The sequence below is a fragment of the Streptomyces sp. NRRL S-244 genome (genome assembly GCF_000717915.1).
In the GTDB taxonomy this organism is placed as follows: domain Bacteria; phylum Actinomycetota; class Actinomycetes; order Streptomycetales; family Streptomycetaceae; genus Streptomyces.
The window spans coordinates 32,160-57,448 of the sequence record NZ_JOCX01000003.1 but is presented as its reverse complement, the minus strand read 5'-3'; the positions used below and the strand labels follow the sequence as shown (position 1 = coordinate 57,448).

Sequence of the window (25,289 nt, the reverse complement as noted above, 5' to 3'; positions counted from 1 at the left end):
CCCACGGATCCGTGACCGGGGGCGTCAGACCATGACCAGCAGCCGCGTGTTCGGTACCAGCTTGCGGTTCACGCTGGTGCTCTGCACGAAGATGGTGAAGTCGTCGTTGTGGTCCGGCTTGACGCGGACCTCCGTGTCGGGCAGGCCGAGCAGGGCCCGGGCCTCCGGTCCCGTGTACACCTGGTCCGTCTTCTTCTCCAGCACCGCGATCTGCTTCCGCGCCTGGATCTTTTCCGACTTGCTCAGCTGGTAGAAAGCACAACCGGTCCGGTAATTCTGACCGGACTCGACGACCCATTCCCGGATCGCCGCATCGCGGGCCACGGCAATCAGCTGGTACTGCGACGGATCGACCGGGGTGAGACCGGCCGCGGCGATGGTTTCCTTGTTGACCACCTCGGCACCCGTGGAGAACACCGCCTTCGATCCCCGGATGCCCTTGGTGCGGCCCATCATGAAGTTCTCGGTGGCCTTCAGGATGACCTGTCCGGCCTCCTCCAGGCCCTGTGTGCTCGTGGCGTCCCAGATGGCGATGTTGTCCTTCGGGAAGCCGCACTGCATGGCCTCGCGCTTGCCCATCTGGTCCGGCACGAGGACGGCCAGCGTCCAGTTGTCCTGCTGCGTTTCGATCATCGTGGCCACGGCCTGCACCAGGTCACGAGGGCTGCGGGAAGGGGCGTCCGGGCAGCGGTGACTGGCGTTCTCCTGCCCGTCGGTCAGGACGAACGTGAGGAAGCTGTGGTCGCCGTAGAGCTGGGCCGTCTGCGCCAGCTCCCGCTGCGACTTCAGCGTGGCCGCCAGCAGGGCCGTCATCCCCCCGGCCCGGTACAGCTGCTTCAGGGACGGCATGCGCAGCACGTCCTTGTCGTAGATGACGCACTCCACCTTGTCGGCGAAGACGTACACCGTGACACGGGTTTCCTGGTCCAGTTCCTGCGACCGGCGGGCCAGATAGGCGATCTGCTGATCGGCGACTTCGACCACCTTGCGGCTCAGGTGCGACATCGACGAACTGGCGTCCAGCACGAGAGCGACGTGATTGATGTAGTTCTGCATTCCGGACATGGAGGCTCCCCCGTTTTCCGATTCGATACTTCGATCCTCCCATCCACCACTGACAATCGATCTTGGAAGGGATCCGGCTCCGGATGCGGCGTTCGGGGTCGTGCGCGTGGCCTCCTTGACCGGTCGGGCCGCGGCCCGCAGAGTCGCCATGCGGTGCCGTGACAGCGCCGCTCGACCCCGTCCCAGCCGGTTGCGCCGTCCAGCGGCGGCGGACGGCGGCGGACGGCCCCGACCTCCGGGAGTGACTGCGCTGATGGTCGTCGACCTCGTCGTGATCGGTACGGCCATCACCCTGGGCCCTGTGCACAACAGCGCCTTCATCCTGCTGCTCTCCTCGCCGCGTGGCGCCCGCAAGGGCCTGGCGTTCCTGCTGTCCTGGCTCGCCGACCTGGTGGCGGTCATCGCGTGCGTGCTGCTGCTGACCGGCGGTGAGCCCCCGGCACTCCACAGCGCGCCGTCGACCGCCGCGGCCTGCGCGAAACTCGCCATCGGCGTGGGGCTGGTGCTGTACGGCGCACACCGCCACCGTCGGCCGCCCCGTCCGCACGGCACTCCGCGCTGGACCGCCAAGGTGGACGGCGCCTCACTGGCCACGGCCGCCGGGCTGGCCTGGCTGTTCCAGCCCTGGGCGCTGGTCGGAGCCGGCGCCGCCACGGTCGTCGCAGCGGACCTCTCCTCCCTCGCCGACTGGCTGACCCTGACCGGCTACTGCCTGCTGGCCACGCTCAGCCTCGTCGTCATGGAGATGTACACCGTCTGGGCGCCGCAGGCCGCGGGCGCGAAGCTGAACGCTCTGCGCAGCTGGCTCGCGCACCATCAGGAACAGCTGGTCATCACGCTCTCCCTGCTCGTCGGCCTCTGGCTGGCGGCGCGGGGCATCTACGAGCTGGTCGCCTGACGGACGGACGCGTTTCACTGCCTGCCGGGGCCCGTACCCGTGGCTAGGCTCGGGTGGTGGGACAGCCGGAGCAGCGCGCCGACGGCGCAGGACCGTTCACCACCCGCCTCTTCTGGGACCGCCCCGAAGGGGGAACGGTGGTGTGGGAGTCCCGGCCCGCGCGCAGGCGCGGGGTGCTCTCGGTCCGCGGCCCCGGGGACGGGGACGCGGTCACCCTGTCCGCGAGCGCCGATGCAGCGGCCCTCGGCCGCCTTCGCAGGCTGAACGCCATTGCCTCGAGCGCGTTCGTCATCGGAGGGGCGCTCTTCGCCCTCGGAGCCGCCGTGGCCCAGTTCGGGTCCGGCGACGCCCTCGTGAGCGCCTCGATCTACTTCGCGGGCGGTCTGTTCTTCAACCTCGGGGGCTACAGCTCGCTCCTGCAGGTGCTGAACGGGCCTCGCCACGCCCCGGGCAGCGGCCGACTGGCCACGGCCGACTGGAGGTGGTGGGGCTACGAGCCGATGCGGCTGGACTGGCTGGGTACGTTCGTGCTGTTCGTGGGGACGCTCGTGTTCGGCGTCAACCTGCTGGATTCCTTCCTCCAAGGGCTCACCACCCAGCAGGTCAACCGGCTCGTCTGGACCCCCGACGTGGTCGGATGCGTACTGTTCCTGGTTTCCGGCCATCTCGCGTTCGCTGAAGTCTGCCACCGGTTCCGGCCCTGCCTGCGCTCGCGCAGCCTCGGCTGGTGGGTCGTCGCCGTGAACCAGCTGGGGTCGGTGCTCTTCATGGTGTCGGCACTGGCCGCGTTCACCCGGCCGGCCACCGGAAGCCTGGTCAACTCCGCCATCGCCAACTGGGGAACGCTGACGGGCGCCCTGTGCTTCTCGGTCGGTGGCGTGCTCCAGGCCTTCGAACGACCGTAGGCGACGCGCCCACGGTGACGGGCAGGTCCAGGTCCCCTACGGCTTCATTTTGGTACGTCGGCCTCAACCGAGGGGGCGATCGCCTGAGAGCCCCGGTCCCCGCCGTCCGGGTGAAGCAGCCGACCCCGTTGCGTCGTTCGAGGGGCGCCGCTGCCCCGAACGGCCGAGCGGGGCGAGCCGCCCGCCCCCGCGCAGATCGACGCCGAGGAGTGTTGTCCCCCGGGGCCGGTGCGTGGCCGACGACGGGAGAGATCTGTGGACGATCACGTCACACCCCGCCGGGTGGTGATCCTCGGCGGAGGCTTCGCCGGCCTCTTCGCCGTGCGGGCTCTGCGCAGCGCCCCGGTCGCGGTCACCCTGGTCGACCGCTGCGCCCACCACCTGTTCCAGCCGCTGCTGTACCAGTGCGCCTCCGGCATCCTCTCGGAGGGACAGATCGGCCAGCCGCTGAGGGCGGTCCTGCGCCGCCACCCCCGGGTGCGGTGCCTGCTGGCGACGGCCACCGGCGTGGACGTGGCCGGGCGGGTCGTCCACGCGCAGAAGCCCGATGGCGGCGCGCTGGAGCTGCCTTACGACGATCTCATCGTGGGGATCGGCGTACGGCAGTCATACTTCGGGCACGACGAATTCGCGCCGTACGCGCCCGGTATGAAGACGCTGGCGGACGCGCTGACGGTGCGTACGAAGATCTACCAGGCCTTCGAGGCGGCCGAGGCGAGCGAGGACCCGCAGGAGCGGGCGCAGTGGCTCACCTTCGCCCTGGTGGGCGGCGGCCCCACCGGGGTCGAGCTGGCCGGGCAGATCCGGGAGATCGCCGGCCACACGCTCGACCGGGAGTTCCGCGCCGTCGACCCCGGTCGGGCGCGGGTGCTGCTCTTCGAGGGCTCGGACGGCGTGCTCGGCGCGTTCGGCCCGGTGCTGTCACGCCGGGCCGCCCGCACCCTGGACGCCCTCGGCGTCGAGGTTCACCTGGGGTCGGTCGTCACCCAGGTCGACGACCGGGGCCTGACCGTACGCCGCAAGGACGGTGGCACGGAACGGGTGGAGGCGCGCACCGTGCTGTGGACGGCCGGGGTCGAGGCGCCACCGCTGGCGACGGCACTGGCCCGGGCGACCGGCGCCGAGCAGGACAGGGCGGGACGCATCCGGGTCGAGCCCGACCTCACCATCGCCGGCCATCCGGAGATCCGGGTGGTCGGCGATCTGATGAGCCTGGACAAGCTGCCCGGACTCGCCGAGGTGGCCATGCAGAGCGGCGCCTACGCCGGCCGCCGGATCCGCCACTTCGTCGAGGGCCGGACCCGCACACCGCGCCCCTTCCGCTACCTGGACCTGGGCAGCGCGGCGTACATCTCGCGGGGCAAGGCCGTCGTGAAGATGGGCCGCTTCCACGCCTCGGGACTGCTCGGATGGCTGATCTGGCTGTTCATCCACATCGTCTTCCTCACCGGTTTCCGCAGCAGGATCGGCGCGCTGGTCAGCTGGGCGGTGGTGTTCGCCTCCGGCTCGCGCCGGGAGCGCGCCTTCACCCCGGCGATCGAGGACACCACCGCCGCGCAAGCCGGCCCGCCGGCTGACCCGCCGGCTGACCCACCGTCCGACCCGCCGGCTGACCCCCGCGCCCGGCACGAGCCACCGAGGCCCGCATGAACACCGCAGCACATCTCCCGGCCGGGCTGCCGTGACATCAAGTCAGATCCTGCTCGGCGCCGGACTGATCGTGGCCCTCGCCGTCGGCTCCCAGCTGGTCGCAAGCCTGCTGCGCGTCCCCGCGATCCTCCTGCTGCTTCCGGCCGGATTCATCGCGGGCACGCTGACCGACGACGTCAACCCCGAGAAGCTGCTCGGTCCGGCATTCTCTCCGCTGGTCTCCCTCGCCGTCGCGGTCATCCTCTACGACGCGGGCCTCGGACTCGACCTTCGCCACCTCAAGGGCCACACCCGCACGGTCGTGGTCCGGCTGGTCTGGCTCGGTGCTCTGGTCACCTGGGTGTCCGCGGCCCTGCTCGCCGTCCCCGTCATCGGCATGTCGCTGAGCGCCGCCGTGATGCTGGGCGCGATCCTCGTCGTCAGCGGGCCGACCGTCGTCGGGCCACTGCTCGACTTCGTCCGCCCGACCGAACGCCTGCAACGCGTCCTCGTCTGGGAGGGCTCCCTGATCGACCCGCTCGGAGGCATCCTCGGAGCGTTCGTCTTCCACGGCGTCCTGGCCAGCGGACAGCAAGGCCTCGCCGGCCAGCTCGCCTCGTTCTGCGGCAGCGCGGCCGTCGGGCTCGCCGGCGGCGCCGTCGGTGCCGCCCTGCTCTGGCTGCTACTGCGCCACCTCACGCTCGACGAGGTACTCGGCACGACGGTGCAACTCGCCGCGGTGGTCTCGGTGGCGGCGGCATGCGACGCCTTTCGCGACGACACCGGCCTGATCGCCGCCGTCGTCATGGGTGTGGCGCTGGCCAACCTGCCCGGTCTGGACATGCCCGCCCGCCGACCCTTCTTCGAGGCGCTGGTCTCGCTGACCATCGGCCTGCTCTTCATCTCCATCTCGGCCACGGTGACCCCGCAGTCCCTGCGCCACGTGGTGCTGCCCGCCCTCGGCCTGGTCGCCGCGCTCGTCCTCGTGGTGCGACCTCTGGTGGCGGTGCTCTCCACCGCCCGCACCGACGTTCCCTACCGGGAGCGCTGGTTCATCGGCTGGATGGCGCCGCGCGGCATCGTCGCCGCGGCCACCGCCTCGACCTTCTCCGTATCGCTCGTCCAGGCCGGCATCGGCGGCGCACAGAAGATCCTTCCCGCCACTTTCATGGTGATCGTCGCCACCGTGATGGTGTACGGCCTGACGGCGATCCCGGTGGCCCGTCGGCTCGACGTCCGCCGCTCGGCCCGCTCGCGACCGCTCCTGGTCGGTGGCGACCCCTGGGTGATCGAGCTCGGGCGCGCCCTGCGCTCCGCGGGCCTGGACGTGCTCATGTGGGCCGGCCCCGACGGCCAGCGCCGCAGCATCACCGACGCCGGCCTCGACCTGGCCCCCGGTGAACTGCTCGCCGCCGCCACCGGCGCCGGCGCCGAGCGCGAGGGCATCACGGACGTCCTGCTGCTCACCGACGAGGACGACTTCAACACCCTCGCGTTCATGACGCTCAAGGAGACGGTGAAGGGACCTGTCCACCGGCTGGCGCCGCCCCTGCGCAGCCACGGCGTCGTCGCCCCTTCCACGGGCAGCAGCGAGGCGCTGTTCGGCGATGGCCTCGACCGGCCGGAACTGGCCCGCCGGTACGCGGGCGGCGCCCGCATCGTTGTCCGCCGGGTCGACGAGGGCGTCCCGGCCGGACACGACGTGCTGTTCCTGGTGCGGCCCGACGGACAGCTCGCCGCCGCCACCGAGACCGGCGCGCCGAGGCCGGGCGGAGGCGACACCGCCGTCCTCCTGGCACCTGCGGCCAAGTCCCTTCCCTAGCGTGCCGCGTGAGGACCGGCTGCGCTGCGCCGGAGGCCGTCAGCCGCGCTGCTGGTCGAGGGCCTCGTCCAGGGTGCTCGCCGCCATGATGAGCGACAGGTGGGTGAACGCCTGGGGGAAGTTGCCGAGTTGTTCGCCGCTGGGTCCCACCTCCTCGGCGAAGAGGCCGACGTGGTTGGCGTAGGTGTGCATCTTCTCGAACGTGTACCGGGCCGGACGCAGGCGCCCCGCCCGGGCCAGCGCGTCCACGTACAGGAAGGTGCAGAGGCTGAAGGTGCCCTCGGAGCCGCGCAGGCCGTCGGGGGAAGCGGCCGGGTCGTAGCGGTAGACGAGGCTGTCGGAGACCAAGGTGCGGTCCATGGCGTCCAGGGTGGAGAGCCAGGAAGGGTCCCTCGGCGCGACGAAGCCGACCCGGGGCATCAGCAGAAGGGAGGCGTCGAGGACGGCGTCGCCGCCGTAGTGCTGGACGTAGGCCTGGCTGGACTCGCTCCAGCCGCGCTCCATCACCTGCTCCAGGATGGCGTCGCGGGTCTTCGTCCAGCGGACGGCGTCGGTGGGCCGGCTGAACTCGGCGGCCAGCCGCAGGCCGCGGTCGAAGGCGGCCCAGCACATGACCCGGCTGTAGGTGAAGTCCTGGCGGCCGCCGCGGGTCTCCCAGATTCCCTCGTCGGGACGGTCCCAGGAATCGGCCAGCCAGTCCAGCGTCTGGGCGAGCACCTTCCAGCCCCGGTAGCCGGTCTGTACGGCGATCTCGTGCCCCTCGGACAGGGCGTAGAGGGCCTCGCCGTAGATGTCCAGCTGCAACTGATCGGCGGCCGCGTTGCCCAGCCGTACCGGCGCGGAACCCCGGTACCCCTCCAGGTGGCCGAGGATCTCCTCGGTCAACAGTGGTTCGCCGTCGACCCGGTACATGATCTGGAGCGGTTCGCCGCCCTTGCCCTCGGCCTCGCGCAGCCGGTCGCCGAGCCAGTGGGTGAAGTGCGTGGCCTCCTCGACGAATCCGAGGTCGAGCAGGGCGCGTACGGAGAGCGAGCCATCGCGTACCCAGGTGTAGCGGTAGTCCCAGTTGCGTTCGCCGCCGATCTGCTCGGGCAGGCCCATGGTGGCCGCGGCGACCGGGGCGCCGGTGGGCGCGTAGGTGAGGAGCTTGAGGGTGATGGCGGAGCGGTTGACCATGTCGGGCCAGCGCCCACGGTAGTTGGAGGCGTGGACCCAGTTCTGCCAGAAGTCGGCCGCATCCCAGAGCTGTTGGGTGATCCCGTCGACGGTGGGCGGTGGCGGGGCAGCGCCGTCGGGGTCGCAGACGGTGAAGACGACTGCTGCCGATTCGCCCACGCTCAGTGTGACGGAGCCCCGGAGGTCGTCGCCGTCACGCTCCACCGGAAAGGTGCTCTGGACGTGCGCGCAGACTCCCGGCGCCCGGAAGACGGCGCCCTCGGGGCGCAGGTCGAGGTCATGGGCGGCCCGACCGTAGTCGAACCGGGGGCGGCACTCCATGTCGAACCGGACGGTGCCGCGCACGGTGCGCACGGTCCGGATCAGGGTGTGCCGGTCGGTCGGGGTGCGGCTGGTGATCGGCGGCATCCAGTCGATCACCTCACCCACCCCGTCGGGGGACATGAAGCGGGTGACCAGGACGGCGGTGTCCGGGTAGTACAGCTGTTTGCAGCTGGCCTCCGGATCCTGCGACGCGATCCGGAAGTAGCCGCCGCGGTCGTGGTCCAGCAGGGCGGCGAAGATGCTGGGGGAGTCGAAGCGGGGCGCGGCGAACCAGTCCACGACGCCGCGCGAGGTCACCAGCGCGGCGGTCTGCAGGTCGCCTATGAGGCCGTGCTCGGCGATGGGCGGATAGCGGTCCATGAGTGTCCCCAGGTCAGCGTGATCCTTCGGGATCACTATCGGCCAGGACCGCCGCAGGCGCCCGTCGAGGAGGACGCGGCCGCGCGGCGGCCCGGATCCCGTAAGACGTGCAGCCCGGCGCCGCGCGTCACCCGGACGGGGCATCGTCGGCATCGTCTCCCTCACCGAGGCGAGGGCGAGCGCGGCCCGGCAGCAGGGGTGCTCACAGGTTCGGCAGGCATCCGAGTACGGAGCGTGTCGGTCATGCCGTCGCATGCACTTCGGTCTACGGTGAGGTCCAAGATCCCAGTCTCGCGGCGGGCGGGCGGGCGACCGGGGAACGGTCGTGGAGGCAGCCGCCGCCACACGCCTTCACCTTCGAGGAGCCGCAGATGAACGCGACTCATGGGCGACCGCTGCCACCCGCCGTGCCGCTGCCGCGGCTGACAGCGCGATCTGACGCGCCTCCGAGCCCGGGCAGCACTCGGCCGTGACCGGACACACTCCCTCCGACGCGAGCCGTACGAACGATCCCCACGATCCGCGGCCTGCGCCGCCCGCCGAGAGCCGCTGGCCGATGGCCGGAGCCGTCATTGCTTCCGCGGTGCTGACCCTGCTCCTGCCCGACGACTTGCGCCTGGGGCCCCGATGGGCACTTCCCCTCGCCGAGGGACTGCTCCTGGTGGCGCTGATCTCGGGCGACCCCCTTCGGATCAGCCGTCGCTCGACTGCCTTGCGCGCAGTGTCGATCGCCCTGGTCGGCGTACTGGCATGCGGCGCCATCTGGTCAACGGTCCGGCTGATCGACGATCTCATCCACGGCGGGAGCGAGACGAACTCCGCCACTGCGCTCCTGCTGGCGGGCAGCAGCGTCTGGGCCTCCACCGTCCTCGCGTTCTCCCTGCTGTACTTCGAACTCGACTGCGGCGGGCCGGCCGCCCGGGCCCACCACATGCCCCCCACTCCCGCGCTCGCCTTTCCCCAACAGCTCAGCCCCGAACTGAACACCGCGCACTGGCGTCCCCACTACATCGACTACCTCTACCTCGGATTCACCAATTCCACGGCATTGAGCCCTACCGACGTCATGCCGCTCGCCCCCTGGGCCAAGACCGTCATGACGCTCCAGTCGATCGTCTCCCTGGTCATCCTGGGACTCGTCGTCGCCCGGGCCGTCAACGTCCTCGCCTGACAGTCGGCGAGCCCTGGCGGCCGCTCGGCAGCGGGAGCAGCGCGACCCCCGGAGCATGTGCACGCCACCCACTGCGGCAGCCGGACCATTTCCGTTCACGGAACCTGCGGGGTCATTCGCGCGTCTTGCAGCGCGGCTCGACCGTGGGCGGCGCCGGCGTTCGTCGTGCCGCTTCGGCTCTTGACCGTTCCGCGTACCGCGTATGTGAGAGGCCTTCACCGTGCCCGTTGCCAACACCCGTTTCAGCGTCCTGTCCGAGGGTTTCGACGCTGACCCCTACCAGTACTTCGCGCAGCTGAGGCAGCGGACTCCGGTGCACTACGAGCCGGCGATCGACAGCTACTTCCTCTCGCGCTACGAGGACGTGAAGCGGGTGCTGACCGACCACGAGGCGTTCACCACCGAGACGCTGCAGGAGCGCGCCGAGCCGGTGATGCGCGGGCCGGTACTCGCGCAGATGACCGGGGCCGAGCACACCGCCAAGCGCAAGATCGTCGTACGGGGCTTCACCGGGCAGGCCCTCCAGGACCAGATACGCGCCATCCGCGCCAACGCCGCGGAGCTCATGGCCCCCTTCCTCGGCCGGGGCCGGATGGACCTGGTCAACGATTTCGGCAGACCCCTCGCCGTCCACGTGACGCTTGACGTCCTCGGTCTGGAGAGACGGGACTGGCAGCAGGTGGCCGCCTGGCACAGCGGAGTCGCCGAGTTCATCACCAGCCTGGCCCTCACCCCCGAGCGCCGCCGCCACTGCCTGGACTGCGCCGAGCAGCTGGAGGCGTACCTCCTGCCCGTCATCCGACAGCGGCGCCGCCACCCCGGCGACGACCTCATATCGAAGCTGTGCACCGCCGAGATCGACGGCATCGCCATGAGCGATCGCGACGTCACCGCACTGATCATCAACGTGCTGGCGGCCGCCACCGAGCCCGCGGACAAGACCCTCGCCCTGCTCTTCAAGCACCTCATCGACCACCCCGAGCAGCTGGCCCAGGTCCGCCGGGACCCTGACCTGCTGGCCGCCGCGATCGCCGAGACCCTGCGCCACACCCCGCCGGTCCAGCTCATCCCCCGTCAGGCGGAAAAGGACACCGTGTTCGCCGGCACCACCGTCCCGGCCGGGGCCACCGTCTTCTGCATGATCGGCGCGGCCAACCGGGACCCCGACGCCTTCACCGACCCGGACGCCTTCGACATCCACCGCCCCGACCTGGGCGCCGCCCGCTCCTTCACCGCGGCCGCCCAGCACCTGGCCTTCGGTACCGGACTGCACCAGTGCGTCGGCGCGGCCTTCGCGCGCGCCGAGATCGAGACCGTCGCCGCGATGCTCCTGCCCCTGCTCGACGAGGTCCGCTACAGCCCCGGCTTCCGCTACCGGGAGACCGGCCTGTACACCCGCGGCCCCCTCTCGCTGTCGCTGGACTTCACCCCCGTCCACCTCGGCGAACGCGACCTCGGACCCGTCGAATGACACCTCCATTAGGATCTCCGTTCGACCGGTTGAAGCCGGTTGGTGCACAAGGGAGTTGGGAGCCGCCATGGTGTCCGTGGGGGAAAGACTGAGCAGAGCGCGCGTACGGGCCTTCGTCGGCCGGGACGAGGAACTCGGGCGCTTCGGGGAGGCTTTGGCCGGTGATCCGCAGGCGCCGTTCGCGTTCTACGTGTGCGGTCCGGGCGGCATCGGCAAGTCGACGCTGCTGCGGCGCCTGGCGGACCACGCCCGTGCGGCCGGCCGGCTGCTCGTCGAACTCGACGGCCGGTTCGTCAGCCGGGACCCGGCCGATTTCGAGCGCGCCGCCGGTCCGTTCCTGGACGTCCCGGGGACGGTCCTGTTCGTGGACTCCTTCGAGCACTGCCAGTGGCTGGAGAGCTGGCTGTGGCACCACCTCCTGCCCCGAGCCGCCGACGACACCCTGGTGGTCCTGGCCGGCCGGCGCGCTCCGCAGCCGCAGTGGACCGCCGACCCCGCCTGGTCGCGCCTCCTGCACGTCACCGAACTGGAGCCGTTCTCCGAGGAGCAGGCCCGGAGCCTGCTGGTGGCGGCGCACATCCGGCCCGAACTGCGGGACCGGGTACTGCGCTTCGCCGGAGGCAACCCGTTGGCGCTGTCCCTCGCGGCCGCGGCGGGATCGGCGGGCTGCGGCCGGGAGGAGATCTGGGCCCCCACGGCGGACGTACTGCGCACCCTGCTGGCGGGGCTGATCGGGGAGGTACCCACGGCGGCCCACCGCCGCGCCCTCGAAGTGGCGGCGCAGGCCCACTCGACGTCCGAGGAACTGCTCGCCGCGGTACTGCCCGAAGAGGATGCCCATCCGCTCTTCTCCTGGCTGCGGGACCTGCCCTTCATGGAGTCCACCCACCGGGGGCTCCACCCGCACGACGCCGCACGCGAGACGCTCGCCGCCGACCTGCGCTGGCGGGCGCCCAACGCGTTCGAGGCGATGCGCCGGCGCCTCGCGGACGAGTACCTGCGCATACTGCGCGAAGCACCCGAGGAGCGGGTGTGGACCGTCACCGACGAGCTCTTCTACCTCTTCCGGGAGGGCGCGACCCTGGCCCGACTGCGGTCCTGGTCCCGCGAGGACGAAGTGCACGACCGTCCCCTGCACCCCGATGACATCGATGTCGTGCTGCGCATGACCGAGGAGACCGAGGGAGCCGCCTCCGCGGAGCTGGTCCGGTACTGGGCGCAGCGCCAGCCGCAGGCGTTCAGCGTCTACCGGCTCGTGAGCACGGGACGGATCGTGGCGTTCACGGCCCGACTGGCCCTGCCGGCCCCGCCCGACCCCCAGGACCTGGCCACCGATCCCGTCGTCGCCGCCGCGTGGCGGTACACCGATGCCAACGAGCCGGTGAGCCCCGGCGAACACATCGGCGTCAGCCGCTTCTCGATCTACCCCGAGCGGTACCAAGTTCCCTCACGCGTCATCGATTTGAGCAGCTCCCGGGCCCAGGCGGAGGCGGCCCGGGCCCGCGGTCGCGCGTACGGATTCGCCGTCTACCGGGACGCCGAGACCTGGGCGGAGCGCGTCAGGGGCACCCTCAGCGACACCGGGGCACGGCCGCGCGTCGGTGATCACACGTACGGCGTCTTCGGCGTCGACTGGCGCCACGTGTCCGTGGAGGCATGGCTCATGCGCTTCATATCGGCCACCGACGAGCCGGTCCGGTCCGGTCCGTCGCCCGTGTCGCGTGCCGCGTTCGACCAGGCCGTGCGCGAGGCGTTGGCCCATTGGCGCGACGCGGGGGCCTTCGCGGCCTGCGCCCTGATGCGCACCCGTCTCGCGGCCGACTTCGCCGATCCGGTGGGGGAGTTGCGCGCCCTGCTGCGCCAGGCCGTCGACGACCTCGCCCGTGACCCGCGCGGAGTACGCGCCCGCGAGGCCCTGGCGGCGGGCCACTTCTCCGGTGCGCCCACCCAGGAGGCCGCCGCCCGCCGCCTCGGCCTGCCGTACGGCACCTACCGTCGCCACCTTCGCCAGGGCCTGGACCTGCTCTGCGAAGCCCTGTGGCAGCAGGAGTTGCACGACCCCCGCTAGCGGCGGGCGCAGGCCTGCGGCAGGGGCGTCGGCACCTCGTGGACAGGTGCGGACAGGAGTGGACAGCGCCCCTGCCCGCCGGGCCTGGATAGTGGACACCGTCCGCGCCGAGTCTGTGCGCCATGAACATTGCACACACGCAGACGGACCAGGCAGTACGCCGGACCCCCGGGCCGGGAGCGGTCCTCGCGGCGCTCGCCGCCGCCCAGTTCACCGTCATGCTCGCCACCTCGATCGTCAACGTGGCGCTCCCGCAGATCCGGGCCGGCACCGGGCTCACGGACGGCGGAACCACCTGGGTGGTCAACGCCTACGGCCTGGCGTTCGGGGCGCTGCTCCTGGCGGGCGGGCGGGTCGCCGACCTCCTCGGCCGCCGCCGGGTGCTGATGGCCGGGCTCGCCCTGTTCGCGCTGGCTTCGCTGGCAGCGGGGCTGGCCACCTCCGCCGGCGTGCTGATCGCGGCGCGTGCGGTGCAGGGTCTCGGGGCCGCCGCGATCGCCCCGGCCGCCCTCGCCCTGGCGATGGACCGGGCATCGTCCGGCCCCGAGCGCGGCAAGGCCCTGGGCGTGTGGGGCGCGGTCTCCGGGGCGGGAGCGGCGGGTGGCGTCCTGCTGGGCGGCGCGCTCACCCAGGCATGGGGCTGGCCCTGGATCTTCCACACGGTCGGGCTCGGAACGGCGCTGGTCCTGGCCGCGGTGGCCGTACTCGTGCCACGGGACGCAGGGCGGGATGCCGGACGGCAGGCCGGGCGGTTCGACCTGCTGGGCACCGCCACCGTCACCCTCGCACTGACCGGCCTGGTCTGGGGCCTGACCACCGCACGCGGGGCCGGCTGGACGGACGCCCGGGTGCTGGGTGCGCTCGGCGCCGCCGCCGCGCTGTTCGCGGCCTTCGCCGTGATCGAGGTCCGCCGGCCCGACGCGCTGATTCCGGCACGTCTGTTCGCCACCGGCCGGGTCGCTGCGGGCAATCTGCTGATGGCCCTGCTGGGATCCGTATGGCTCGCCCTGTTCTTCTTCCTGCCGCTCTACCAGCAACAGGTCCTCGGGTCGGGCCCCTTGGCCACCGGAGCGGGACAACTCCCGCTCGCCGTCGCCCATATGCTCGGCTCCGCCCTCGCTCCACGTGTCTCCCGGCGCATCGGAGCCACCGTGACCGTGACCGCGGCCCTGCTGACCGAGGCCGCCGGACTGCTGTGGCTGTCGAGGATCAGCGCCGACGGAAGCTACCTGACGGACGTCCTCGGCCCGAGCATCCTGGTCGGCCTGGGCCTCAGCATCGCCTTCGTCCAGCTCACCGCCCTCGCCGTGGACGGCGTCCCGCGCGCCGACGCGGGCCTCGCCGGGGGACTGGTCAACACCACCCGGCAGGTCGGCGGAGCGATCGGCCTCGCCGCCCTGGCCACCCTGGCCGGCTCCGTCACCGCCGGCGCCTCCGCCGGTACGCCCCCACTGGAGGCCCTCACGGCCGGCTACCGCACCGCCTTCACGGTCTCGGCCGCGGTCCTGGCCGCCACGGCCCTCCTCGCACTGTTCCTCACCCGCCGTACGAGTTCACGTACCCCGACCACCCCGACCACCCCGACCACCCCGACCACACCGGCCCACCTCAAGTCCGTTGCCGAACCCGCTGTCTGATCACACGTCACCTCCACGAAAAGAGAGTCCAGCCATGACCACTGCGAAGCCCTACCTGACCGGCCACTTCACCCCCGTCGCCGAGGAGATCACCGCCACCGGCCTGAGCGGCGGCCGCGCCGAGTGGTACCGCAACCGCTGGGTGCACACCCCCGCCCTCGACGGCGCCCCCTACATGACCGAGCACGGCCCCGACCTGACCGCGAGCGCCGCGGGCACCCACGTCATCGAACACGCCGGACGCCTGCTGGCGCTGTGCGAGGCGAACCTCCCGTTCGAGCTCACCCCCGAGCTGGAAACGGTCGGTGCCTACGACTTCGACGGAAAGCTGCGCAGCGCGATGACCGCGCACCCCAAGGAGGACCCGGTGACCGGGGAGCTCCACTTCTTCGGGTCCTCGCCGTTCCCGCCGTTCCTTACCTACTACGTGTCCGACGCCAAGGGATCGATCACCCACAGCGCCGAGGTGCCGGGGGCGACCGCCGCACTCAAGCACGACTTCGCCCTCACCCGCCGTCACGTGGTCTTCGTCGAGGGCAACGTCACCTTCGACCACACGGAAGCCTCCGGCATCCCGTACAGCTGGAGCGACCGGCAGCCCTCCCGCATCGGCGTCATGCCCCGCGGCGAGGACGGCGCCCGGCACATCCGCTGGTTCTCCATCGAACCGGGCAACATGCTGCACGTCTCCAACGCCTTCGAGGACGGCCAGGGCCGCATCGTCCTGGAAGGGCCCACCGTGGACCGCGAGGGCTTCCGGCTCTCCTGGAACTGGTGGGTCGGCGCTCCCGGGCGCGGCAGCGAGCCCGTCAGCCGCTCGTACACCCGCCGCTGGGTGCTCGACATGTCCGCCGGCACCGTCGACGAGCAGATCATCGACGACCTGCCGGTGGAGTTCCCGACTCTCAACGAGGCGTACCTGGGCGCCGAGAACCGCTACCAGTACGCCATCTCCTTCCCGAACGAGGAGGGGCTCGGCGGCTACGGCGTCGTCAAGTACGACCGCGTCAGCGGTGCCCGCCGCATCCACCGGGTGGGCGATGCCCGGATGCCCAGCGAGGCCGTGTTCGTCCCCGCCGCCGATGCCACGTGCGAGGACGACGGCTATCTGCTGACCGTCGTCTCCGACCTCAAGCAGGACGCCTCGCAGCTCCTGGTGCTCGACGCCTCCGGCCTCGAGCGGGTCGCCACCGTCCACCTTCCCCACCGGGTGAGCGCCGGACTCCACGGCTCCTGGATCCCCGACGGCGCCCTGTAAGGCGCCACGGGCCGACCAGGAGCGGGAACCTGCCGGAGCCGCGGACATCCCGCGGCTCCGGCACCGCCTCGATTCCGTACCCCCGGCTCCGTCCGGATCGCCGAACGTCGTACTTGAGGCGGAGAGGACTACAGGGGGTTCGGGCGGTGTTCGCGGGGCGCGTCGGGTCGGACGGAGGGATTCCGGAGCCGGATTTCGGCCAACTGCCCGGATATCGCGTGGTACGGGAGAGGGATCAGGGAGGGCTCTTCCAGGGGATTCGGCGATGCCGGGCGATGCAACACAGTGGGCACACCAGCGATTTCACCGGAAGAAGGACGGCACGCCTCCCATGAAACGCCTCGCACCGCTGCTCGCCACCGTCGGACTCGTGGCCACCTCCCTGCCCCTGCTGACGGCTCCCCAGGCGGCCGCCGCCGAGACCCCCGGCTACATGCGCCAAAAGCCGGCCTGGCACCGCTGCAGCCCCGACCGGCCGGAGGCGTACGAGTGCGCGACCCTCAAGGTGCCGCTCGACTACCAGCACCCCGAGGGACGCACGCTCGACCTCGCGATATCCCGGATCAAGAGTGAAAACCCCGGCAAGCGGCGGGGGGTCCTGCTCTTCAACCCGGGCGGTCCCGGCGTCCCCGGGCTGTTCCGGCCGGTGGTCCTGAACGCGGAGATGCCCAAGGACGTGCGCGACCAGTACGACCTCATCGGCTTCGACCCGCGCGGGGTCGGCAAGAGCAGCCCCATCACCTGTGGCGAGCTGAGCCAGGCGGAGCAGGGCATCGGGGGCGCGTACCGGCCCGAGACCTTCCCCTCGGACGTGGCCTGGGCGCGGGGCATCGCCGACAAGTGCCGGGAGAAGTCGGGCGACGTCATCCCGTACATCACCACCCGCAACACGGCCCGCGACCTGGACGTGATCCGTGCGGCGCTCGGCGAGCGGAAGATCTCGTACCTGGGCTACTCGTACGGGACCTACCTCGGCGCGGTGTACTCCCAGATGTTCCCGCAGCGCACCGACCGCTTCGTGCTGGACAGCGGTGTGGACCCGCAGCGCGTCTGGCGCGGCATGATCCAGGTGTGGGCCACCGAGGCGGAGCCCGCCTTCGCACGGTGGACGCGGTGGGCTGCGGAGCGCTCGGAGCAGTACGGGCTCGGCACCACGCCCGAGGAGGTGTCCGCCACCTTCTGGGACTTGGTGGCCCGGGCCGACCGGGATCCGATCGTCCACGACGGGCAGAAGGTCACGGGTGACGATCTCAGGGCCGACCCGTCGCTGTTCGCCTCCCCGTACGGGGCCTCGGCCGTCGTCAAGTTCCTCAAGTCCTTGGCCGAGACCGGACATGGGCCGACGGACGGCGACGCGCCGGATCTGAAGCAACTGCTCGCGGGCTCCCGGACCTCCGGGCCGAACGCCGCCGCGCTGAACACCGCGGCGGCGGGTCCGGCGGCCGCCTCCGGTTCCGATGGCGGGGCCACGCCCGCCTACTGGTCCGTCGTGTGCGGGGACACGGACGCCTGGCCGCGCGACCCCGATCAGTACGCGCGGGACGCGGTGCGGGACAAGGCGAAGTACCCGCTGTACGGGGACTTCGCGTCGAACATCAAGCCGTGCGCCTTCTGGCAGCGGCCGGCCGAGCCCGTGACGCCCATGAAGACCCGGGCCGACGTACTGACCGTGCAGAACGAGTGGGACCCGATAACCCCGCTGGCCAGCGGCCAGGGCCTGCACCGGGCACTCAAGGGCTCGCGCATGGTGCTGGCGCTGGGCGGCGAGAAGCACGGTGTGTACCTCTCCAATCCGGCTTCCTGTGCCGACGGCACGGTCAACAAGTACCTCGCCACGGGCCGGCTGCCCGCCGCGGACGTCACCTGCCAGGACCCGCCGCCGTTCCCGTAGGCGTGCGGCCGGTCACGACCAGGTTGCCCTCCGGGGTGCGCCGGGCGAGTGCGCCGGTGCGGAAGTAGCCGTCGGCGGTGAAGGAGCGTGCGTTGTGGTCGGGAGCCCGGTAGTAGCCCCGCAGGGTGTACGGGCCGCGGGTGAGGAGTTCGCCTGGCTCCCCGTCGGGCACGTCCTTGCCGTCGGCGTCGACGATGCGGATCTCATCGTCGGGCGAGAGCGGGCGGCCCTGCGTGGCGAGCACCGTCTCGTCCGGATCGGCGGGCCGGGTGAGCGTGAGCGGCCCCTCGGCCATGCCGAAGACCTGCTGGAGGCGGCAGCCCCATTCGGGGCCCAGCCGCTCGGCGGTCGCCCGCGGCAGGGGCGCGGCGGCGCCGACCTGCACGAGACGCAGACTGCTCAAGTCGGCCTGGGCCGTGGGGAGTACGTCCAGCCAGTCCCGGGCGGCGGAGGGGGTCACCGACGTGATGGTGACTCCCTCCCGGGCGATGGCCGCAAGGCATTCGGCGGGGTCCGGGTTCTCGACGAGGACGACCGTGCCGCCGACGGACAGCGTGCCGACGATGCCGGGACAGCCGAACGCGAGGTTGGACTCGGCGGGCAGTGCGGCGAGATACACGTCGTTCTCGGTGAGGGACACCAGCTCGGCGGCGGCCCGTGCCTGGTAGGCGTAGTCGTTGTGCGTGCGCGGAACGAGCCGGGGCACCTCGGAGGCGGCGCCGGAGAGCAGGAAGAACGCCACCTGGTCGGCGCTCTGCGCGAGCGTCGGCCCGGGCGGGGAGTCGAGGGAGCCCAGGGGGAAGTAGTGGCAGCCTGCCGTGTCGGTCGAGAAGCCGCCGTACGGGGACGACTCGCCCGGCGCCTCGAAGGTGAACACCCGTCGCAGGAAGGGCCCTCGGGCCGCGATGTCCGCGGCCATCGCCGTGTGGTCGAAGCCCTGGTACGTCGAGGGACCGACGTAGCCGACGGCCTCCGTGACCCGCACGATACGGGCCACCTCGGCGGTGTGGTGCGAGACCGGACAGAGCACCGGGACCGCGCCGATGCGCATCAGCGCGAACACGGTGGTGACGAACTCGGGCACGTTCGGCAGCTGGACGACGACCCGCTGCCCGGGCCGCAGGCCCCGCAGCCGGAATCCGGCGGCCATGCGGTCCACGCGCCGGTTCAGGCCCGCGTACGTGATGCGGGTGCCGCCGCCGTGCACGAGCGCGGTCCGCGGTCCGTACTGCTGGGCCCAGCCGCGCAGCAGGTTGTCCAGGGTGTTGCCGCGCCAGTGCCCGGCCGCCCAGTAGCGGTCGACGAACTCCTCGGGCCAGGGCGTGCAGCCGGCGAGCATGGATGTCATTCGTTTCCTTCTGTCCCGTTCCTGGGGCAAGCCAATCCCGCACCGCCCGCATGGGCAAGGCGCCTTCCCCACCACGGAGGCCGGACTCGATCAGCGGAAAGTCCAATCAGGGCCGCCGGCCGGGGGGTTACGACCAGAGCCGGAATCGTTCCCAGCCGTCGTCCGCGGTCCGTTCGTAGCGCAGGCGGGTGTGGACGCGGTTCTTCGCCGCCTGCCAGAACTCCACTTCCGCCGGAGCGAGGGTGTACAGCGTCCAGGCGGAGTCGACGAGCGACGGCGCCTGCTCGATCAGGGCCAGGGACTTCGCCAGGGCGTGGTCGCGCTCCGCGGGGTCCGCCAGGTACTGGCTCTGGCGGGACAGGAGCGATTCGGCGCGGGCGGTGGCCGACCGGCCGAGGAAGTCGGCGGCGTTGTCCTCGGCGGATCCCGGGGCAACGGACCCGCGCAGACGGACCTGCCGGCCGTGCTCGGGCCAGTAGAAGGTGAGCGCAGCCCTCGGGTGGACGGCCAGCTGGTGCCCCTTGGGGCTGAAGCAGTGCCCGGCGAACTGCCATCCCGAGCCGTCCACCCCCTTGAGGATGAGGACCCGGGCATCCGGATCACCGGCCTCGTCGACGGTGGACAAGGTCATCGCGTGGGGATCGCGCACACCGTCCGCCACGGCGTCGGACAGCCAGGACAGGAACAGCGGCACGGGCCCGGCCGGAGCCCGCTCCGGATCGAACTCCGGGAGCGGTCCCGCGAACACCTCGATGCCCCGCAACCACCCGCTGACGGTTCTGCCGTGATCGCCATCGCCCACCGGACCCGCCTCCTCCGCGTCGAACCTCTGCGGACCATCCTGCATCTGCGGCTGATATTCGACAATCACCTGGCAAATGCTTGGCTGATGCCCTGAATCTCGCGGCGAGTGAGCAGGGGAGATGTTGGAGGTAGCGACAATATCGGCGGGTAACGGCGCGGGCTCCGGGGTCAGGTGCGCGGAACGGCGCGGGCGAGGAAGTGGCCGGCGGCGTCCTCGTACTCGTCCAGGTGCCAGCCCGACGTCTCCAGGGCGGGGCGGAGGTTGTGCTCGGCGAGGAGATCGCCGGGGTCGAGGGCGCGGCCGTGCCGGGCGGCTCGCTCCGCCCGGCCCGAGGGGTGGAAGAGGAGCAGTACGCCGTCGGCCGCGGTGACGCGGGCCCATTCCCGGAGCGCGGCGTACGGGTCCCGGAGGTGGTCGAGCACCCCCGCCGAGAAGATGCCGTGCACGGACGCACCCGCCAGCGGGAGCCGGGTGCAGTCGGCCGCGATCAGGTACCCGTGGCGCGTGCGGCCGTGCCGGGCGGCGGACGCCAGCATGGCCGGGGTGACGTCGACGCCGAGTACGTGACCGCGGGGGCCGACCCGGGTCCGCAGCGCGGGCATGGCCCGGCCGGTGCCGCATCCGAGGTCCACGGCCCGCCCGCCCGGTTCCAGTCGCAGCCGGGCGACCGCGGCCTCGTACGCGGGGGTCTGGTGGGCGAACCGTTCCTCCCAGGCATCCGCGCGGTGGGTGAAGAAGGTCCGGGTGGCGGTGTGCTCGGCGCGGGCGGCCACGAGTGTCGCGAACCGGCCCAGCAGCCGCTCCGCCCACGGGTCGAGGGCGGGTCCGGGCGGCGTCGTCCCTCCCGCGCCGTCGTCCTGCGGCAGAGCCGGCGGAGCCGGCAGGAACCGGATGCCCCAGGCACCGGCATCGATGCGGAAGGCCTGTTCCGGATACCCGTCGCAGAAGGCCAGCACCACGGCGCCGGCCGGCAGCTCCAGGGGGTCGCGTTCCGGTCGCAGCCCCGGTGAGGGGAGGGCGGCCCCGGCGAAGAGCGGGTCCGAGTCCGCTGCCGGGGTGAGTTCCACCGCCCGGCGGTCGGCGGCCGTGTCGAAGCAGGTTCCCGCCGGGGATCCCGCCGCGGCGCCCGCCGCCCGTGCCAGCAGCCGCGCACCGGTTCCCAGGGCCAGTACGGGCACCCCCGCGGCGAGGGCTCCGCGTACGAGGGCCTGATCCTCCTGGGCGGACCCGGGCCCGCCCAGGAGGATCAGGCCCTCGACACCGGTGAGGTCGGCCGGCGCGCCCGCGCCGTCCGCGAGCGGAACCGTACGGGAGGCCAGTCCCGCCCCCGCGAGCACCCGGCTCACGGCGGCCGGAGCCTGCCCGCCCGCGTCGTGCATGACGACCACCGTCATCCCCCGGTCCTCCCTCGGTCCTCATATTCAAGCCGGAGCAGCCGTTTCAGGCCGCATCCGCGCAAGCATGCCCTCATCCGGGGTGCATATGCCAGATGCGCTTCATCCGTGAGACGGGAGACGGGAGGGAGGAGGGGCGAGGGGTGTCGGGTGGAGGCCGGGACGCACAAAGCCCCTGCCTGCCGAACACCGCTGATCGGCATGCAGGGGCCATTCGCCGGTGCTCCCCATGGCGGCGAGAGCCGCTCGACCGTCACGGGGCCGGTGTGCGTGTCAGTCAGCCAACGGTCGGCCTGGCAGGGCGACGGGATCCGGACACGGCAGCAGGCCGTGCTGGCCTGATGGGGGCAGTCAATCATTCAAGAGGCGAATTTGTCACTATGGATGGCATCTGCGAGGTCGAATGCGCTCTTCTCGCCGCGTCTGCCCCGTCGGGTGTCCGGACGGCGTCGTCAACCGTGCAGCAGCCGCGTCCAGTCCTGCGGGACCCGGTCGGCCGGGCCGGGGGCCGGCTGGTCCGCCGGGTGGGCGGACGGCGGGGTCAGCGCGGGCCCGGACTCGTACAGGGCGTCGGTGTCGTAGTTCCAGAACCACTCCTCGCCCGGCTCGAAGCTCTGCACGAGCGGATGGCCGGCGGACTTCCAGTGGGCGGTGGCGTGCTGGGCCGGGGAGGAGTCGCAGCAGCCGATGTGGCCGCACTGGGCGCAGCGGCGCAGGTGGAACCACCAGCCGCCCACCGCGTCGCAGTCGGCGCAGCCGGTTCCGGCGGGCGGGACGGTCGGGTCGATTCCCTTGATGTCTTCGGTCATGCCGGCTCCTGGGCGGTCTCGGATTCGGGGGCGGTCAGCGGCAGCAGCACCTGGAACCGGGTGTCGCCCGGTGCGGACTCGACCTGGAGGCTGCCGTGGTGCTTGTTGACCACGATCCGCCAGGAGATGTCGAGGCCGAGACCGGTGCCCTCGCCGACCGGCTTGGTGGTGAAGAAGGGATCGAAGATGCGGCTGCGGATCTCCGCCGGGATGCCGGGCCCGGTGTCGCGGAACTCCACCAGCAGCCGGTCACCCTCGCGTGCCGTGCGGACCGTCAGCGTGCCCTCGCCACCCGTGCTCCCGATGGCGAAGACGGCGTTGTCGATGATGTTCGTCCACACCTGGTTGAGCTCCGCGGGGTAGGCGGGCACCTCCGGCAGCGAGCGGTCGTAGTCCTTGACCACCCGTACTCCTGGGCCGATCTTGCCGGACAGCATCAGCAGGGTGCTGTCGAGGAGTTCGTGGACGTCGACGACCCGGTACGGGGCGCGGTCGAGCTGTGAATACTGTTTCGCCGCGTCCACGAGGTGGGAGATGCGGGTGGTGGAGTCGTTGATCTCGTCCATCAACAGCTCGGTCTCGACCGTGTAGTTGAGCCAGCCGATGGCTCCCGGCAGGATGTCCTCGGCCACGGTCGCCGCGACCTGCTCCAGCCAGTCCGTGTCCAGCCCGGCCTGTACGAAGGTCGGCGCGATCCGCCAGCCCTCCTGGATGCCGTGGTCGTCGAGCCAGTCGGTGAGTTCGTCCTCCCTGTCGGCGGCCTCCATGGGGCTCAACACCGGCGCCTTGGCGACGCGTTCGGCGGTGCGCTCCTGGATCTCGATGAGCTCGGCGAGCGCCTCGCGCGAGTAGGGGCCCTGGGCGATGACGGCCAGCTTGTGCCGCATCTTGCCCACCCGTTCCCGCAGCGTCGCGGTGGCCCGTACGGCCGCCGCGGCCGGGTTGTTGAGCTCGTGGGTGAGACCGGCGGACAACGATCCCAGCGCCAGCAGCCGTTCGCGCTGGCCGACGGCCCGCTGCATGTTCCTCGACCCGAAGAACAGCCCCTCCAGCAGGTGCGCGGCCATCGGGAACCAGTCCCGCATGATGTCCGCGAACGACTCGGCGGGCAGTACGAAGAACCGCGTCGGCTCCGTCACCCGCATCGAGTTGGTGTACGTCTGCGGGACCTGTTCGCCCAAGTACGCCTGCATGGCTCCCGCGTACACGCCGCGCTGCGAGGTCCGGCTCACCTCGACGTCGTCGCCGCCGACCCGGCGGGACAGTACGACGGTGCCCTCGATCATCACGTAGAAGCACGTGGCCGGGTCGCCCTCGGTGTAGACGGGGCCGACGTCGAACCGCTCCACCCGCCCCTCGGCGCACAGCCGCCCGAGCTGCTCCGGGGAAAGCTTCTCGAACAGGAACAGCGAGGAGATCTCCTGCGGGTTGCAGGGCGTGAACCGGTCATCGCTCATGACTGCTCCAGGTACCGGTGGACGAGCATCACGGCCATGGCTCCCTCTCCGACGGCGGACGCGACGCGCTTCGCGGACTGGGCGCGAGCGTCCCCCGCCACGAACACGCCGGGAATGTTGGTCTCCAAGTGGTAGGGCGGCCGGTCCAGTTCCCACTCGGCGGGCGGCCGCCCGTCCGGAGTGAGGTCCGGCCCGGCCAGGATGAAGCCGTGGTCGTCGCGCAGCACCGTACCGTCCAGCCAGTCCGTCAGCGGGGCCGCGCCGATGAACACGAACATCCACTGGCAGTCGACGAGTTCGGTCGCACCGCCGTCCACGTCCCGCAACGTCAGCTGCTCCAGGTGCCCGTCTCCGTGCGCCTCCTCGACGACGGTCCGGGTCCGCACCGTGATGTTCGCCGTCTCCTCGATCTGCTGGATCAGGTAGTACGACATCGACGCCTTCAGGGACTCCCCGCGCACCAGCAGCGTCACCGACTTCGCGCCGCGCGCCAGGTACATCGCCGCCTGCCCGGCGGAGTTGGCGCCGCCCACGATGTACACGTCCTGCCCCTGGCAGGCGGCCGCCTCGGTGAGCGAGGAGCCGTAATACACCCCGCAGCCGGTCAGGGAGTCACAGCCCGGTGCGTGGAGCTGCCGGTACGACACCCCGGTCGCCAGGATCACGCTGTGCGCGGCGACCGCCGAGCCGTCGGAGAAGTGGACGACGCGGGCCGCGCCGTTGACCTCCAGCCCCGTGACCTCGCGCGCCGTGAGGATCTCGGCGCCGAACCGGCTCGCCTGGCGGCGGGCCCGGTCCGTGAGCTGCGCGCCCGAGACGCCGTCGGGGAAACCCAGGTAGTTCTCGATGCGGGAGCTCTGGCCGGCCTGCCCGCCGGTCGCCGACCGCTCGACGAGGACGGTACGGAGCCCCTCGGAGGCCCCGTACACCGCCGAGCCGAGCCCGGCGGGTCCGCCGCCGATGACGACGAGGTCGTAGAAGTCGGCGGTCGGCGTGGTCGCGAGCCCCACGTGGGCGGCCAGCTCGGCCGCCTCCGGCTCGATCAGCACGGTGCCGTCGGGCGTGACGACCAGGGGAAGCCGCTGCCCGTCCGCCCCGGCGGCCTCCATCAGCCGCTGCCCCTCGGGCTCGTCGGAGGAGTACCAGCGGTACGGCACCTGGTTGCGGGCCAGGAACTCCCGTACGCGCGAGGAGCCCGCCGACCAGCGGTGCCCGACCACCTTGGTGGCGGGTACCGGCCGGTAGTCGCTGGAGCGCCACGCCGTGAGCAGGTCGTCCACGACCGGGTAGAGCTTCTCCTCCGGCGGGTCCCAGGGCTTGAGCAGGTAATGGTCGAGGTCGACGACGTTGATCGCGTCGATGGCCGCGTCGGTGTCGGCGTACGCGGTCAGCAGCACGCGCCGCGCGCCCGGGTACACCGACAGGGCCTGTTCCAGGAACTCGATGCCGTTCATCTGCGGCATCCGGTAGTCGGCGAGGATCACCGCCACCAGGTCGCCCCGCAGCTTCAGCTCGTGCAGGGCCTCCAGAGCGGACTCGCCGGACTCGGCGCGCACGATCCGGTAATCGGCGCCGTAGTGGCGCCGCAGGTCACGGGCGATGGCACGGGAGACTCCCGGGTCGTCGTCCACGGTCAGGATGACGGTCCGCGCCGTATCGGCGGCCTGTGCCATACGTCTCCACCCCGAGTGCTCTGGGCGGGCCGCACGGCGAGCCGCCCGCGCCGGTTTCCCGCCCATCGTATGTTCGATGGTCCCGGTCCGCTCCGGAACGCCGCGACCGTGCGCTCCGGGTACCCGCC

18 protein-coding genes are annotated in these 25,289 nt (G+C 71.7%); 10 read left to right on the top strand and 8 right to left on the bottom strand.

Features of this window, described 5'->3' with window-relative positions:
- Positions 1-24 precede the first annotated feature (24 nt).
- The gene (locus IF02_RS0104330; protein ID WP_030153882.1) at positions 25-1,065 is read right to left on the bottom strand and encodes a vWA domain-containing protein; all 1,041 of its coding nucleotides are present in this window, start codon (positions 1,063-1,065) and stop codon (positions 25-27) included.
- Between the two features lie 253 nt (positions 1,066-1,318).
- Here IF02_RS0104330 and IF02_RS0104325 point away from each other — a divergent pair, with 253 nt between their 5' ends.
- The 4 genes from IF02_RS0104325 (at position 1,319) to IF02_RS0104310 (ending at position 6,319) form a co-directional block, all read left to right on the top strand.
- On the top strand, positions 1,319-1,963 hold the full coding sequence (locus IF02_RS0104325) for a GAP family protein (protein WP_030153881.1): 645 nt from the start codon (positions 1,319-1,321) through the stop codon (positions 1,961-1,963).
- Between the two features lie 56 nt (positions 1,964-2,019).
- The gene (locus IF02_RS0104320) at positions 2,020-2,868 is read left to right on the top strand and encodes a hypothetical protein (protein WP_030153880.1); all 849 of its coding nucleotides are present in this window, start codon (positions 2,020-2,022) and stop codon (positions 2,866-2,868) included.
- A gap of 255 nt (positions 2,869-3,123) precedes the next feature.
- Entirely contained in the window at positions 3,124-4,518 is a 1,395-nt protein-coding gene (locus tag IF02_RS0104315) for an NAD(P)/FAD-dependent oxidoreductase (protein ID WP_051695722.1), read from the top strand.
- Positions 4,519-4,549: 31 nt separating this feature from the next.
- Entirely contained in the window at positions 4,550-6,319 is a 1,770-nt protein-coding gene (locus IF02_RS0104310; protein ID WP_030153878.1) for a cation:proton antiporter, read from the top strand.
- Between the two features lie 39 nt (positions 6,320-6,358).
- On the opposite strand, the gene IF02_RS0104305 is transcribed toward IF02_RS0104310, so the two are convergent.
- Complete coding sequence (locus IF02_RS0104305) at positions 6,359-8,179, bottom strand: glycoside hydrolase family 15 protein (protein ID WP_030153877.1); 1,821 nt, start codon at positions 8,177-8,179, stop codon at positions 6,359-6,361.
- A 469-nt stretch (positions 8,180-8,648) separates the two neighbouring features.
- On the opposite strand from IF02_RS0104305, the gene IF02_RS0104300 reads away from it, so the two are divergent.
- From IF02_RS0104300 to IF02_RS0104275, 6 genes are all read left to right on the top strand, one after another.
- On the top strand, positions 8,649-9,350 hold the full coding sequence (locus tag IF02_RS0104300; RefSeq protein WP_030153876.1) for a DUF1345 domain-containing protein: 702 nt from the start codon (positions 8,649-8,651) through the stop codon (positions 9,348-9,350).
- 220 nt (positions 9,351-9,570) lie between these two features.
- Complete coding sequence (locus IF02_RS0104295; RefSeq protein ID WP_051695714.1) at positions 9,571-10,821, top strand: cytochrome P450, cyclodipeptide synthase-associated; 1,251 nt, start codon at positions 9,571-9,573, stop codon at positions 10,819-10,821.
- Positions 10,822-10,897: 76 nt separating this feature from the next.
- On the top strand, positions 10,898-12,889 hold the full coding sequence (locus tag IF02_RS0104290; RefSeq protein WP_199809173.1) for an ATP-binding protein: 1,992 nt from the start codon (positions 10,898-10,900) through the stop codon (positions 12,887-12,889).
- A gap of 122 nt (positions 12,890-13,011) precedes the next feature.
- Complete coding sequence (locus IF02_RS0104285; protein WP_051695708.1) at positions 13,012-14,526, top strand: MFS transporter; 1,515 nt, start codon at positions 13,012-13,014, stop codon at positions 14,524-14,526.
- 34 nt (positions 14,527-14,560) lie between these two features.
- A complete protein-coding gene (locus IF02_RS0104280; RefSeq protein WP_030153872.1) occupies positions 14,561-15,784 on the top strand; it encodes a carotenoid oxygenase family protein in 1,224 nt (407 codons plus the stop codon).
- 331 nt (positions 15,785-16,115) lie between these two features.
- Positions 16,116-17,675, top strand: coding sequence for an alpha/beta hydrolase (locus IF02_RS0104275; RefSeq protein WP_078621862.1), 1,560 nt, complete (start codon positions 16,116-16,118; stop codon positions 17,673-17,675).
- Here IF02_RS0104275 and IF02_RS0104270 read toward each other — a convergent pair.
- The 6 genes from IF02_RS0104270 to IF02_RS0104245 all read right to left on the bottom strand — a co-directional run bounded on the left by IF02_RS0104270 (position 17,644) and on the right by IF02_RS0104245 (position 25,161).
- Entirely contained in the window at positions 17,644-19,023 is a 1,380-nt protein-coding gene (locus IF02_RS0104270) for a (2,3-dihydroxybenzoyl)adenylate synthase (protein ID WP_051695704.1), read from the bottom strand. The genes IF02_RS0104275 and IF02_RS0104270 overlap by 32 nt on opposite strands.
- 127 nt (positions 19,024-19,150) lie before the next feature.
- On the bottom strand, positions 19,151-19,825 hold the full coding sequence (locus tag IF02_RS0104265; protein ID WP_051695699.1) for a pyridoxine/pyridoxamine 5'-phosphate oxidase: 675 nt from the start codon (positions 19,823-19,825) through the stop codon (positions 19,151-19,153).
- A 170-nt stretch (positions 19,826-19,995) separates the two neighbouring features.
- Positions 19,996-21,222 carry a methyltransferase domain-containing protein gene (locus IF02_RS35075; protein ID WP_030153868.1) on the bottom strand — a complete coding sequence of 409 codons (1,227 nt, stop codon included), beginning with the start codon at positions 21,220-21,222 and terminating at the stop codon, positions 19,996-19,998.
- A 452-nt stretch (positions 21,223-21,674) separates the two neighbouring features.
- Positions 21,675-22,031, bottom strand: a complete 357-nt coding sequence (locus IF02_RS0104255) for a UBP-type zinc finger domain-containing protein (RefSeq protein WP_030153867.1) — start codon at positions 22,029-22,031, stop codon at positions 21,675-21,677.
- Complete coding sequence (locus tag IF02_RS0104250) at positions 22,028-23,488, bottom strand: ATP-binding protein (protein ID WP_030153866.1); 1,461 nt, start codon at positions 23,486-23,488, stop codon at positions 22,028-22,030. Before IF02_RS0104250 ends, IF02_RS0104255 begins: the two co-directional genes overlap by 4 nt.
- A complete protein-coding gene (locus tag IF02_RS0104245) occupies positions 23,485-25,161 on the bottom strand; it encodes an FAD-dependent oxidoreductase (RefSeq protein ID WP_030153865.1) in 1,677 nt (558 codons plus the stop codon). The genes IF02_RS0104250 and IF02_RS0104245 overlap by 4 nt, the downstream gene beginning before the upstream one ends.
- Positions 25,162-25,289 lie beyond the last annotated feature (128 nt).